Below are 12,784 nucleotides of genomic sequence, written 5' to 3'. Positions count from 1 at the left end.
GAGTGCTCCCCGCCTGATCCCGGGCAACGCGGCGCATGTGACCGGCGGCGCGGGCGGCGGGGCGTAATGTACACGGGATTTTCACAGGCGGTCGTACGCTCGGCGCCGCGACCGCCGTCACCACCGACGAGGGGGAACAGCAGGTGAGCATGACGGCCTCCGCGCCGGCCGGCGCGACCGGCGGAGCGGGCACCGGTGCCCTTTCCGGGACGGGAACCGGGTTCGGGTTCTGCCGGGTCACCATCGTGGCGCCCGACAGCCGCATCGACGTGGCGCTGCCCGACGACGTACCGGTCGCCGACCTCTACCCGGAGATCCTTCGGCTCTCCCGGCAGAGCCCCGCCGAGGGCGCCCCGGTCGGCTACCACCTCGTACGCCGGGACGGCACCGTCCTCGACGGTTCCCGTTCCTTCGCCGCCCAACGCATCCTCGACGGCGAGCTGCTGACGCTGCGTCCGTTCGCCGAGTCGCTGCCACCCGCGGTCTTCGACGACGTCTCCGAGGCCGTCGCCTCCGCCGTCACGCAGGACCGCACGCTGTGGAGCGGCGCGTTCACCCGCGCCGCCGGCCTGGTCGCGGGCGGGATCCTGCCCGCGCTGCTCGCCTTCGTGGTCTGGAGCTCCCAGATCCGCCACGACATGCACAGCCTCCAGGGCATCCTCGCCGCCGTCACCGGTGTCCTGCTGACCACCATCGCGTGCGTCCGCGCGCGGGTGTACGACGACCGGGGTTCGGCGATCGCCCTGGGGCTCGGCGCCCTGCCGAACATCGCCGTGGCGGGCTCCGGACTGCTGCCGCTGTCGGAGGGGCAGGGCATCGGACGGCTGCAGTTCCTGCTCGCGTGCGCGGCGGTGCTCGTCGCCTCCGTCGTCCTCACGCTGGTGTCGCCGGGCGGTGACGGCCCCTTCGTGGCGTTCGTGTTCGCCGCCACGATCGGTCTGCTCACCACGTTCGTCGCGATCCTCACGGATCTGAAGCCCATCGAGACGGCCGCTGTCTGCGCCCCGCTCGCGGTCTGCGCCCTCGCCTTCCTGCCCGGCCTGTCCATGCGCTTCGCGCGGCTGCCCATCGGCTTCGAACCGCCCAACCCCGCACGCGGCTACACGACGGAGGAGACCGCCGCGCAGGAGCCCGTCGACGCCGAGCGCATCGCCGCCCAGGCCCGCCGCGGCCACGAACTCCTCGTCGGCCTCGTCGGCGGGTGCGCGCTCGTCACGGTCGGCGCGTCGATCGTCCTCGGCTTCTCCAGCAACGTGTGGGCGCAGCTCCTCGCCCTGGCCACGGGCGTCGCCATGCTGATGCGGGCTCACCTGTTCCGCTACACCGCGCAGGTCGGCGCCACGCTCGCCGCCGGTCTCGCCGCCCTTGTCTTCCTCGGCCTCGGGCTCGCCCTGAACCCGCCCGTGGAGTACTGGCGTGACGCCCTCCAGGGCGACACCGCCGGCCTCGACATCCGCACGGTCTGGCTCGCCGCCGCCATCGCCGGAGCCACCGCACTGGTGACCGCGATCGGCCTGATCACCCCGCGCAGCGGTGTCACCCCCTTCTGGGGGCGCTTCATGGAGATCGCCGAGACCTTCGTCCTGCTGACCCTGGTCCCCCTGGCGCTCGCCGTGTTCGACGTGTACGCGTCCGCCCGGTCCATGGCCGGCAACTGAAACCGGCAGTGGGGGCGGCACACGCGCGTGCCGCCCCCACTCGTTTCACTCCGACGCAAGCCCGCCGTTGTGCGGGGCCGGCTCCAGGTCGAACTCCCCGTCCCGCGCGCCCAGTACGAACGCCCGCCACTCCGCCTCCGTGTACCGCAGCACGGTGTCGGGGTCGAGGGACGAGCGCATGGCCACCGCGCCATCGGGGAGGTAGGCGATCTCGACGCGCTCCTCGTGCTCCTCCGTGCCCGGCGCGCTGTGCCACTCGACGTCCGAGATGTCGAGCGCGTAGAGCTCGTCCCGCTCCCGCTCCTTACGCGCCTTCATCTCCGCTTCCGTCTCCGCCATGCCGAAGCGACCCCTTCCCGACGTACGAACGATCCGATCACTCACCCTAGTGGCCGAGCCCGGGCCGGCCGGGCGGTTCGGGGAGCGGGGGACAGGCGGTCACCAGCTGCTGGTACCCTGAGTGACGGCCGTTTGTGTACGCACCCCCGGAGCGCCGCTCTGGAGGCCGCGCCCAGCGGATCCCCGCCTCCCGAGTAACGGAAGCTCCCCCGCGATGAAGACCGGGGGCACTCGGTGGCCACTCACAGACTATGAGGAGTACGCGTGTCGCTCGACGCCGCTACGAAGAAGCAGATCATCTCCGAGTTCGGTACCAAGGAGGGTGACACCGGCTCCCCCGAGGTCCAGGTCGCTCTGCTGTCCCGTCGGATCTCCGACCTGACGGAGCACCTCAAGACCCACAAGCACGACCACCACTCCCGCCGTGGTCTGCTGATCCTGGTCGGTCAGCGCCGCCGGCTGCTGCAGTACCTCGCCAAGAAGGACATCCAGCGCTTCCGTGCGCTGGTCGACCGCCTCGGCATCCGCCGCGGTGCGGCGGGCGCCAAGTAAGACGCCGTGAAGGGAGCGGTTCCCTGTCGAGGGGGCCGCTCCCTTTGCCGTACGTGCGGAAACGTGCGCAGTGTCACTGCCCCTTTGTAGTGTGGTAGCACAACGCAAGACGTACGACACAGCGTGATGCCGCGTACCAACAGGGGTATGGCGGGATCACAAGACGAACGAGGAGAAGCGCACCTCGCCGCCGCCGGTCCTCGGTAGTGGCCCCCGGGGGGAAGCGAGCCCCGGGTGCTTCGATCGAAGACCGGCCCGCACCAGACGGCGCGCTTCTCCGCCACCGTCCCCCCGCCATCACGGGCGAGGAGGGACGAAGACGAGGAGAAAACACTAGTGGAGAACGAGACCCACTACGCCGAGGCCGTCATCGACAACGGCGCCTTCGGCACCCGCACCATCCGCTTCGAGACGGGCCGCCTGGCCAAGCAGGCCGCCGGCTCCGCCGTGGCGTACCTGGACGACGACACCATGGTGCTGTCGGCCACCACCGCCTCCAAGAACCCCAAGGACCAGCTCGACTTCTTCCCGCTGACGGTGGACGTCGAGGAGCGGATGTACGCCGCCGGCAAGATCCCCGGCAGCTTCTTCCGCCGTGAGGGCCGTCCCTCCGAGGACGCCATCCTCACCTGCCGTCTGATCGACCGCCCGCTGCGCCCGTCCTTCAAGAAGGGCCTGCGCAACGAGATCCAGGTCGTCGCCACGATCATGGCGCTCAACCCCGACCACCTGTACGACGTCGTGGCGATCAACGCCGCGTCCGCGTCCACGCAGCTGGCCGGCCTGCCCTTCTCCGGCCCGATCGGCGGCGTCCGCGTCGCGCTGATCCGCGGCCAGTGGGTGGCCTTCCCGACGCACACCGAGCTCGAGGACGCCGTCTTCGACATGGTCGTCGCGGGCCGCACCCTGGAGGACGGCGACGTCGCGATCATGATGGTCGAGGCCGAGGCCACCGACAAGACCATCACGCTGGTCGAGGGCGGCGCCGAGGCGCCGACCGAGGAGATCGTCGCCGCCGGTCTGGACGCTGCGAAGCCGTTCATCAAGGTCCTGTGCAAGGCCCAGGCCGACCTCGCCGCGAAGGCCGCCAAGCCGACCGCCGAGTTCCCGATCTTCCTCGACTACCAGGACGACGTCCTGGAGGCGCTGACCGCAGCCGTCCGCCCGGAGCTGGCCTCCGCGCTGACCATCGCGGGCAAGCAGGAGCGCGAGAGCGAGCTCGACCGCGTCAAGGCGCTCGCCGCCGAGAAGCTCCTGCCGGAGTTCGAGGGCCGCGAGAAGGAGATCTCCGCCGCGTACCGGTCGCTGACCAAGCAGCTGGTCCGTGAGCGCGTGATCAAGGAGAAGAAGCGCATCGACGGCCGCGGTGTCACCGACATCCGCACGCTGGCCGCCGAGGTCGAGGCCATCCCGCGGGTGCACGGTTCCGCCGTGTTCGAGCGTGGCGAGACCCAGATCCTGGGCGTCACCACCCTGAACATGCTCCGCATGGAGCAGCAGCTGGACACCCTCTCCCCGGTGACCCGCAAGCGCTACATGCACAACTACAACTTCCCGCCGTACTCCACCGGCGAGACCGGCCGCGTCGGCTCCCCGAAGCGCCGCGAGATCGGCCACGGCGCCCTCGCCGAGCGCGCCCTCGTACCGGTCCTGCCGACGCGCGAGGAGTTCCCGTACGCGATCCGCCAGGTCTCCGAGGCGCTGAGCTCCAACGGCTCGACGTCCATGGGCTCGGTCTGCGCCTCCACCATGTCGCTGCTGAACGCCGGTGTGCCGCTGAAGGCCCCGGTCGCCGGTATCGCCATGGGTCTGATCTCCCAGGAGATCGACGGCGAGACGCACTACGTCACCCTCACCGACATCCTCGGGGCGGAGGACGCCTTCGGTGACATGGACTTCAAGGTCGCCGGCACCAAGGAGTTCGTGACCGCCCTCCAGCTCGACACCAAGCTGGACGGCATCCCGGCCTCCGTGCTCGCCGCCGCCCTGAAGCAGGCCCGCGACGCCCGTCTCCACATCCTCGACGTGATGATGGAGGCCATCGACCGGCCCGACGAGATGTCCCCGAACGCGCCGCGGATCATCACCGTGAAGATCCCGGTCGACAAGATCGGTGAGGTCATCGGCCCCAAGGGCAAGATGATCAACCAGATCCAGGAGGACACGGGCGCCGAGATCACCATCGAGGACGACGGCACGATCTACATCGGTGCCGCCGACGGCCCGTCCGCCGAGGCCGCCCGCACCACGATCAACGGCATCGCCAACCCGACGATGCCCGAGGTCGGCGAGCGCTACCTCGGTACGGTCGTGAAGACGACCACCTTCGGTGCCTTCGTCTCCCTGCTCCCGGGCAAGGACGGCCTGCTGCACATCTCGCAGATCCGCAAGCTGGCCGGCGGCAAGCGCGTGGAGAACGTCGAGGACGTGCTCGGCGTGGGCCACAAGGTCCAGGTCGAGATCGCCGAGATCGACTCCCGCGGCAAGCTCTCCCTCATCCCCGTGATCGAGGGCGAGGAAGCTGCCGAGGACAAGAAGGACGACGCCGACCAGTGACGTCCCGTAGCTCCAAGGCGACGGCCCGCACCTCTTCGGAGGCGCGGGCCGTCGCCCGTACCCAAACCCTCATCAAGGGCACGAACGGCATCGGCACCGTCCGCAAGACCACCCTCCCCGGGGGCCTGCGCGTCGTCACCGAGACCCTGCCCTCCGTGCGCTCCGCCACGTTCGGCATCTGGGCGCACGTCGGCTCCCGCGACGAGACCAGGTCCCTGAACGGCGCCACGCACTACCTGGAGCACCTGCTCTTCAAGGGCACGCAGAGAAGAAGCGCCCTGGACATCTCCTCCGCCCTCGACGCCGTCGGCGGCGAGATGAACGCGTTCACGGCGAAGGAGTACACGTGCTACTACGCGCGCGTCCTCGACGCCGACCTGCCGCTCGCCATAGACGTCGTCTGCGACATGCTCACCGGCTCGCTGATCCTCGAGGAGGACGTCAACATCGAGCGCGGCGCCATCCTCGAAGAGATCGCGATGACCGAGGACGATCCGGGCGACTGCGTGCACGACCTGTTCGCGCACACCATGTTCGGCGACAACCCCCTCGGCCGCCCGGTCCTGGGCACGGTCGACACGGTCAACGCCCTCACCGCCGACCGCATCCGCCGCTTCTACAAGAAGCACTACGACCCGACCCACCTCGTGGTCGCCTGCGCCGGCAACATCGACCACAACAAGGTCGTACGCCAGGTCCGTGCCGCTTTCGAGAAGGCCGGCGCCCTCACGGACCCCGACGCCACGCCCCTCGCCCCGCGCGACGGCCGTCGCGCCATCCGCACCGCCGGCCGCGTCGAGCTGCTCGGCCGCAAGACGGAGCAGGCCCACGTCGTGCTCGGCATGCCCGGCCTGGCCCGCACCGACGAGCGCCGCTGGGCCCTGGGCGTGCTGAACACCGCGCTCGGCGGCGGCATGTCGTCCCGCCTCTTCCAGGAGGTCCGCGAGAAGCGCGGCCTGGCCTACAGCGTGTACTCGTACACCTCCGGCTTCGCCGACTGCGGCCTGTTCGGCGTGTACGCCGGCTGCCGGCCCTCGCAGGTCCACGACGTGCTGAAGATCTGCCGCGACGAACTCGACCACGTCGCCGAACACGGCCTGCCCGAGGAGGAGATCGACCGCGCCATCGGCCAGCTCCGCGGCTCCACGGTCCTCGGCATGGAGGACACCGGCGCGCTGATGAACCGCATCGGCAAGAGCGAGGTGTGCTGGGGCGAGCAGATGTCCGTCGACGACATGCTGGCCCGGATAGCCTCGGTCACCCCGGACGACGTCCGCTCGGTCGCCCGCGAGATTCTGGGACAACGGCCCTCCCTGTCGGTCATCGGCCCGCTGAAGGACAAACAGGCGTCCCGGCTGCACGAGGCCGTCGCCTGACCCCCCGTATCCGGTAAGGAAGCAAGATCATGAGCAAGCTGCGCGTGGCGGTCCTCGGTGCCAAGGGCCGGATCGGTTCGGAGGCGGTACGAGCCGTCGAGGCCGCCGAGGACATGGAGCTGGTCGCCGCCCTCGGCCGGGGCGACAAGCTGGAGACGCTGGCCGAGACCGGCGCCCAGGTGGCCGTCGAGCTGACCACCCCCGCCTCGGTGATGGGCAACCTCGACTTCTGCGTACGGCATGGCATCCACGCCGTCGTCGGCACGACCGGCTGGACCGACGAGCGCCTCGCGCAGCTCAGGGGCTGGCTGGCCCAGTCCCCGGAGACCGGCGTGCTGATCGCGCCGAACTTCTCCATCGGCGCCGTGCTCACCATGAAGTTCGCGCAGATCGCCGCACCCTGGTTCGAGTCCGTCGAGGTCGTCGAGCTGCACCACCCGAACAAGGTCGACGCCCCCAGCGGCACCGCCACCCGCACCGCACAGCTCATCGCCGAGGCCCGCCGTGCGGCCGGCACCGCCCCGGCGCCGGACGCCACCGTCACGGCCCTGGACGGCGCGCGCGGCGCCGACGTCGACGGCGTGCCCGTGCACGCCGTCCGCCTGCGCGGTCTGCTCGCGCACCAGGAGGTGCTGCTCGGCGGCGAGGGCGAGACCCTCACCATCCGGCACGACTCCCTGCACCACAGCAGCTTCATGCCGGGCATCCTGCTGGGCGCGCGCCGCGTGGTGACCACTCCGGGCCTGACCTTCGGCCTGGAAAACTTCCTGGACCTGAGCTGACGCGAGCCATGCGAGCCAAGCTGTCCTACGCCCTCACGGCCGCCGTCCTGGTCTTCTACTTCGTCCTGGTCGGCAGCCGCGGAGTGCTGCTCATCAAGACCGGCACGTTGCTCACCGTCACCTTCGGTGTCGCGGTGCTGATCCTGCCGGTGATCGGCCTGTGGTTCCTGTGGAAGAACACCCAGTTCGTCCGCAGGGCCAACCAGCTCGCCGCCGAACTCGAGGCCGAGGGCGGCCTGCCCGTCGACGAGCTGAAGCGCATGCCCAGCGGCCGTATCGACCGCGACTCGGCCGACGAGGTCTTCGCCCGGCGCAAGGCCGAGACAGAGGCGGCGCCGGACGACTGGCGCGCCTGGTTCCGCCTTGCCGTCGCCTACCACGACGCCCGCGACACCCCACGCGCCCGCAAGGCGATGCAACGGGCGATCGCCCTGCACGAGGGCAAGGCTCCTTTTTGCGCCTGAGCCGACGCCGTTCTCGCGGACGTGGTTGATCGCCGTCGTGGTGCCTCAACCAATGGTTGCGGTGGTCGAGGGGAGGCCACCGCAACCGGTGTCAGATGCCCCGCCGATACTCCTCGGCCCATACCTCCACCGCGTCCGCCGCCCGGTCGAACGCCTGCGGCCGCCCCAGGAAGTCGGCGTTGTGCGTGGTCATCAGCGGCGGCACGTCGTCCGCGGCCCGGTCCTTGCGTACGAGGAGCAGGGCCTGTCCCTGCACGGTGCGCGGCAGCCCGAACCAGCGCACCGGCTGCTGAACCGTCCGCACGGCGACGACCTGGTCCCACCGCACCGTACGCGTGAGGAGGAAGCCCACGTGCCGCAGCCCGTGGGCGCTCACCCACACGCCCATGCGCAGCAGCCGCAGGGCCCCGACAATGACCACCAGCGCGATGCCGAGCACCACCCCGGCGGACGGCAGTGTGCCGGTCAGCGCGATGATCACCGCGGCGAACAGCACGTACGAGGCGAGCAGCAGCCAGATCGCAGCCGTGCCCACGCGCCAGGGCCCGGGACGGTAGGGCCGCCGCCAGCGGTCGCGATCGTCGAACGGCAGCGCGACGTCGTCCGTTGCGTCGAAGGCGCGGTCGGCCGTCAGGAAGGGCAGGGGCACGGCTGGTCCTCACTCAATCCATGCATGGGCTGTGCCGGTGAGGTTATCGACCTGCGCCCCCGCTCACCACCCTGGGGGTCCGTCCGAGTCAGCTCCGGCTCAGCGCCCTTCGGACGCCTGGGACTGATGCGGGTGCTCGGCCGAGTGGTCGAGCTCCAGCTCCAGCGCCGGCATGCCGATCACCAGGGAACCCACCAGTGCGGCGACGATGGTGAGCCCCATGAGCCAACGCCCGGCTATCTGCCCGGCGGTGGCCCGCTCGCGGGATGGGGGAGTGACGTTGCTACGAAACCTGTCGGCTTCGGCGAGGAAGGCGAACGGCACGGGTTCGCGCCGACGGAACATCGGTGCTGCTTCTCCTCTCAGGGCTCGAACGCATCGCTGTCACCAACACAGACGAGCGAGTGCCCCAAAAGGTGCCCAGTTTCGCCGAATTCGCAGAAGTTGCCGACGTTCGCCGACGAATGTCGCGGCCCGGCACCGAACGCCCCGATGTCAGTGCCGGGCCGTAGAGTGGGCGCCGCCCGAGAGAAGTGGATGGAAGGGACCCTCCAAGCCGTGACCGACACCCCCGCCGACGCACCCCAGGAAGCCCCGGATCTCAAGCCGAGCTTCCGCAGCGACGTCACCGTCGAGCTGGTCAAGCACACCGCCTCGGACGCCGACGTGCTGTTCGCCGCCCGCGTCTCGACCGCCGGCGAGCAGTCCCTGGACGAGCTGAACAAGGACCCGGAGCGCTCCAAGGGCCTGATCAACTACCTGATGCGGGACCGGCACGGCAGCCCCTTCGAGCACAACTCGATGACGTTCTTCATCAGCGCCCCGATCTTCGTCTTCCGCGAGTTCATGCGGCACCGCGTGGGCTGGTCGTACAACGAGGAGAGCGGCCGTTACCGCGAGCTCCAGCCGGTGTTCTACGTCCCCGACGAGTCCCGCAAGCTGGTCCAGGAGGGCCGCCCGGGCAAGTACCGGTTCGTCGAGGGCACTCAGGCCCAGCAGGAGCTGGCCGGCCGTGTCATGGAGGACTCGTACCGCCAGGCCTACGAGGCCTACCAGGAGATGCTCGCCGCCGGCGTCGCCCGCGAGGTCGCCCGCGCGGTCCTCCCGGTCGGCCTGTACTCCTCGATGTACGCCACGTGCAACGCCCGCTCGCTGATGCACTTCCTCGGCCTGCGCACCCAGCACGAGCTGGCCAAGGTCCCGTCCTTCCCGCAGCGTGAGATCGAGATGGTCGGCGAGAAGATGGAGGCCGAGTGGGCCGGCCTCATGCCGCTCACGCATGCCGCCTTCAACGCCAACGGCCGCGTGGCGCCGTAACGTAGATGCGCTTCCCCGCTCGCCGAGCACAGATGTACGGACCAGCCGGGCGAAGTGTCCGTATTGCGGCATTTGGAGAAGTTCATCTAGCCTGATCAAACGGACCCGGCACTGCTTGAACCCCCGAGCAGGCAGTGCCGGGCTCCATCTTTGTCCTGACTTATCCGGCCCCCGAGGGCAGACCCCGCCGTGAGCAACGAGTAGCGTGTAACCCATGGCTCCGACCTCCACTCCGCAGACCCCCTTCGGGCGGGTCCTCACCGCCATGGTCACGCCCTTCACGGCGGACGGCGCACTTGACCTAGACGGCGCGCAGCGGCTCGCCACGCACCTGGTGGACGCAGGCAACGACGGCCTGATCATCAACGGCACCACCGGCGAGTCCCCCACCACGAGCGACGCGGAGAAATCGGACCTCGTACGAGCGGTTCTGGAGGCAGTGGGCGACCGCGCCCACATCGTCGCCGGTGTCGGCACCAACGACACCCACCACAGCATCGAGCTGGCCCGCGCCGCCGAGAAGACCGGCGCGCACGGCCTCCTCGTCGTCACGCCGTACTACAACAAGCCCCCGCAGGAAGGCCTCTACCAGCACTTCAAGGCCGTCGCCGACGCCACCGAGCTGCCGGTCATGCTGTACGACATCCCCGGCCGCAGCGGCGTCCCGATCAACACGGAGACGCTGGTCCGCCTCGCCGAGCACCCGCGGATCGTCGCCAACAAGGACGCCAAGGGCGACCTCGGCCGCGCAAGCTGGGCCATCGCCCGGTCAGGCCTCGCCTGGTACTCCGGCGACGACATGCTCAACCTGCCGCTGCTCTCCGTGGGCGCGGTCGGGTTCGTCTCCGTCGTCGGCCATGTCGTCACGCCCGAACTGCGCGAGCTCGTCGAGGCCTACACGACGGGCGATGTCCAGAAGGCCACCGAGATCCACCAGAAGCTGCTCCCGGTCTACACCGGCATGTTCCGCACCCAGGGCGTCATGACCACCAAGGCCGCCCTCGCCCTCCAGGGCCTGCCCGGCGGCCCCCTGCGTCCGCCCATGGTCGAACTCACGGCCCAGGAGATCGAGCAGCTCAAGATCGATCTTGCCGCCGGCGGGGTACAGCTCTGACATCAGGCTTCGCCCGACCGGGCGTGTACGGACTTCACAACTGAATACGCGGGCCACCGGTGCCTGCACCCCACAACGACAACTGCTTCTGCACGAACGTCACGCGCGCCACGTGCCCAACCGGTACGTGGCGCGCGTGGTGAGGAGAGTCTTTTGAGTCATCCGCATCCTGAACTCAGCCCGCCCCCGCCGCTCCCCGAAGGCGGCCTGCGGGTCACCCCGCTCGGCGGCCTCGGCGAGATCGGCCGGAACATGACGGTCTTCGAGTACGGCGGCCGCCTGCTGATCGTCGACTGCGGAGTGCTCTTCCCCGAGGAGGAGCAGCCCGGAATCGACCTGATCCTGCCGGATTTCACCTCCATCCGGGACCGCCTCGACGACATCGAGGGCATCGTCCTCACCCACGGCCACGAGGACCACATCGGCGGCGTCCCGTTCCTGCTCCGCGAGAAGCCGGACATCCCACTGATCGGCTCCAAGCTGACCCTCGCTCTCATCGAGGCCAAGCTTCAGGAACACCGCATCCGGCCGTACACCCTCGAGGTGGCGGAGGGGCACCGGGAGCGCATCGGCCCGTTCGACTGCGAGTTCGTCGCGGTCAACCACTCCATCCCCGACGCCCTGGCCGTGGCCATCCGCACCCCTGCGGGCATGGTCGTCCACACCGGCGACTTCAAGATGGACCAGCTCCCGCTGGACAACCGCCTCACCGACCTGCACGCCTTCGCGCGGCTGAGCGAGGAAGGCATCGACCTCCTCCTCAGCGACTCCACGAACGCCGAGGTCCCCGGCTTCACCCCGCACGAGCGCGACATCTCCAACGTCCTGCGCCAGGTCTTCGCGTCCGCCCGCAAGCGGATCATCGTGGCGAGCTTCGCCAGCCACGTCCACCGCATCCAGCAGATTCTGGACGCGGCCCACGAGTACGGCCGCAGGGTGGCCTTCGTCGGCCGCTCCATGGTCCGCAACATGGGCATCGCCAGGGACCTCGGCTACCTGAAGGTCCCCCCGGGCCTGGTGGTCGACGTCCGGACACTCGACGACCTGCCGGACAACGAGGTGGTCCTGGTCTGCACGGGCTCACAGGGCGAACCGATGGCGGCCCTGTCCCGCATGGCCAACAGGGATCACCAGATCCGCATCGTCGACGGCGACACGGTCATCCTGGCGTCGTCCCTCATCCCCGGCAACGAGAACGCGGTCTACCGCGTCATCAACGGTCTCACCCGCTGGGGCGCCAACGTCGTCCACAAGGGCAACGCCAAGGTTCACGTCTCCGGCCACGCCTCGGCGGGCGAGCTCCTGTACTTCTACAACATCTGCAGGCCGCGCAACCTGATGCCGGTCCACGGCGAATGGCGCCACCTGCGGGCCAACGCGGAACTCGGTGCCCTGACCGGTGTTCCCCACGACCGCATCGTGATCGCCGAGGACGGAGTCGCCGTCGACCTCCTCGAGGGCAAGGCGAAGATCTCCGGCAAGGTCCAGGCGGGCTATGTGTACGTCGACGGCCTCTCGGTCGGCGACGTCGGCGAGCCGGCCCTCAAGGACCGCAGGATCCTGGGCGAGGAGGGCATCATCTCGGTCTTCGTCGTCATGGACTCGTCCACCGGCAAGATCACGGGCGGCCCGCATGTCCAGGCCCGCGGCTCGGGCATCGAGGACGCGGCCTTCGTCGATGTCATCCCGAAGATCACGGAGACACTCGAGCGCTCGGCCCAGGACGGCGTCGTCGAGCCCCACCAGCTGCAGCAACTCATCCGCCGCACGCTGGGCAAGTGGGTCTCCGACACGTATCGGCGCAGGCCGATGATCCTCCCGGTCGTCGTGGAGGTCTGACCCGCGTACGACCCCTCGTACGCGTGAACCGGGAGCGGGGGGGGGGCACGGGCGACGAGGAGGCCGCCAAAAGCCGGGAGAGCGGGGCGCCCGGCGCGGCCCGCCGGGGCCCGCCCCCGACCCCCGCTGCAACGCGCA

Annotated in this window: 12 protein-coding genes; 9 read left to right on the top strand and 3 right to left on the bottom strand. The window is 69.8% G+C overall.

From position 1 onward, the window contains the following. Window positions 1-149 precede the first annotated feature (149 nt). On the top strand, window positions 150-1,658 hold the full coding sequence (eccD, locus tag ACFV7R_RS38095) for a type VII secretion integral membrane protein EccD (protein ID WP_385272471.1): 1,509 nt from the start codon (window positions 150-152) through the stop codon (window positions 1,656-1,658). A 45-nt stretch (window positions 1,659-1,703) separates the two neighbouring features. On the opposite strand, the gene ACFV7R_RS38090 is transcribed toward eccD, so the two are convergent. Then, a complete protein-coding gene (locus ACFV7R_RS38090) occupies window positions 1,704-1,997 on the bottom strand; it encodes a DUF397 domain-containing protein (protein WP_385272468.1) in 294 nt (97 codons plus the stop codon). A gap of 264 nt (window positions 1,998-2,261) precedes the next feature. Between ACFV7R_RS38090 and rpsO the strand changes: the two genes are divergently transcribed. The 5 genes from rpsO (at window position 2,262) to ACFV7R_RS38065 (ending at window position 7,727) form a co-directional block, all read left to right on the top strand. Further along, window positions 2,262-2,549: a 30S ribosomal protein S15 gene (rpsO, locus tag ACFV7R_RS38085; RefSeq protein ID WP_004982702.1), complete on the top strand. Its 288-nt coding sequence runs from the start codon at window positions 2,262-2,264 to the stop codon at window positions 2,547-2,549. A gap of 336 nt (window positions 2,550-2,885) precedes the next feature. Beyond that, on the top strand, window positions 2,886-5,105 hold the full coding sequence (locus tag ACFV7R_RS38080) for a polyribonucleotide nucleotidyltransferase (protein ID WP_385272465.1): 2,220 nt from the start codon (window positions 2,886-2,888) through the stop codon (window positions 5,103-5,105). Continuing rightward, a complete protein-coding gene (locus tag ACFV7R_RS38075; RefSeq protein WP_385272462.1) occupies window positions 5,102-6,481 on the top strand; it encodes a M16 family metallopeptidase in 1,380 nt (459 codons plus the stop codon). The genes ACFV7R_RS38080 and ACFV7R_RS38075 overlap by 4 nt, the downstream gene beginning before the upstream one ends. 29 nt (window positions 6,482-6,510) lie before the next feature. Next, the gene (gene dapB, locus ACFV7R_RS38070) at window positions 6,511-7,263 is read left to right on the top strand and encodes a 4-hydroxy-tetrahydrodipicolinate reductase (protein WP_129801134.1); all 753 of its coding nucleotides are present in this window, start codon (window positions 6,511-6,513) and stop codon (window positions 7,261-7,263) included. A gap of 8 nt (window positions 7,264-7,271) precedes the next feature. Continuing rightward, entirely contained in the window at window positions 7,272-7,727 is a 456-nt protein-coding gene (locus ACFV7R_RS38065; RefSeq protein ID WP_385272459.1) for a hypothetical protein, read from the top strand. A 91-nt stretch (window positions 7,728-7,818) separates the two neighbouring features. Here the strand turns inward: ACFV7R_RS38065 and ACFV7R_RS38060 are convergent, their stop codons facing one another. Continuing rightward, window positions 7,819-8,376 (bottom strand): hypothetical protein, encoded by a 558-nt coding sequence (locus ACFV7R_RS38060; RefSeq protein ID WP_385272456.1) that lies wholly within the window; start codon window positions 8,374-8,376, stop codon window positions 7,819-7,821. A 99-nt stretch (window positions 8,377-8,475) separates the two neighbouring features. Next, the gene (locus ACFV7R_RS38055; protein WP_385272453.1) at window positions 8,476-8,721 is read right to left on the bottom strand and encodes a hypothetical protein; all 246 of its coding nucleotides are present in this window, start codon (window positions 8,719-8,721) and stop codon (window positions 8,476-8,478) included. Between the two features lie 213 nt (window positions 8,722-8,934). Here ACFV7R_RS38055 and thyX point away from each other — a divergent pair, with 213 nt between their 5' ends. The 3 genes from thyX (at window position 8,935) to ACFV7R_RS38040 (ending at window position 12,646) form a co-directional block, all read left to right on the top strand. Next, window positions 8,935-9,693: an FAD-dependent thymidylate synthase gene (gene thyX, locus ACFV7R_RS38050; protein WP_385272450.1), complete on the top strand. Its 759-nt coding sequence runs from the start codon at window positions 8,935-8,937 to the stop codon at window positions 9,691-9,693. Window positions 9,694-9,907: 214 nt separating this feature from the next. Beyond that, the gene (dapA, locus tag ACFV7R_RS38045) at window positions 9,908-10,807 is read left to right on the top strand and encodes a 4-hydroxy-tetrahydrodipicolinate synthase (protein WP_385272447.1); all 900 of its coding nucleotides are present in this window, start codon (window positions 9,908-9,910) and stop codon (window positions 10,805-10,807) included. A gap of 153 nt (window positions 10,808-10,960) precedes the next feature. Continuing rightward, a complete protein-coding gene (locus tag ACFV7R_RS38040; RefSeq protein ID WP_385272444.1) occupies window positions 10,961-12,646 on the top strand; it encodes a ribonuclease J in 1,686 nt (561 codons plus the stop codon). Window positions 12,647-12,784: the final 138 nt, after the last annotated feature.

This window comes from Streptomyces sp. NPDC059866, from assembly GCF_042731325.1.
In the GTDB taxonomy this organism is placed as follows: Bacteria; Actinomycetota; Actinomycetes; order Streptomycetales; family Streptomycetaceae; genus Streptomyces; species Streptomyces flavusporus.
Note: the sequence above shows the minus strand (reverse complement) of the source record. Positions and strands in the feature narration are given on the sequence as shown.

Coding starts and splice junctions, on each gene's coding strand:
- eccD (WP_385272471.1), top strand. CDS start 150: ATGACGGCCTCCGCGCCGGCCGGCGCGACCGGCGGAGCGGGCACCGGT.
- ACFV7R_RS38090 (WP_385272468.1), bottom strand. CDS start 1,997: ATGGCGGAGACGGAAGCGGAGATGAAGGCGCGTAAGGAGCGGGAGCGG.
- dapB (WP_129801134.1), top strand. CDS start 6,511: ATGAGCAAGCTGCGCGTGGCGGTCCTCGGTGCCAAGGGCCGGATCGGT.
- ACFV7R_RS38065 (WP_385272459.1), top strand. CDS start 7,272: ATGCGAGCCAAGCTGTCCTACGCCCTCACGGCCGCCGTCCTGGTCTTC.
- ACFV7R_RS38055 (WP_385272453.1), bottom strand. CDS start 8,721: ATGTTCCGTCGGCGCGAACCCGTGCCGTTCGCCTTCCTCGCCGAAGCC.
- dapA (WP_385272447.1), top strand. CDS start 9,908: ATGGCTCCGACCTCCACTCCGCAGACCCCCTTCGGGCGGGTCCTCACC.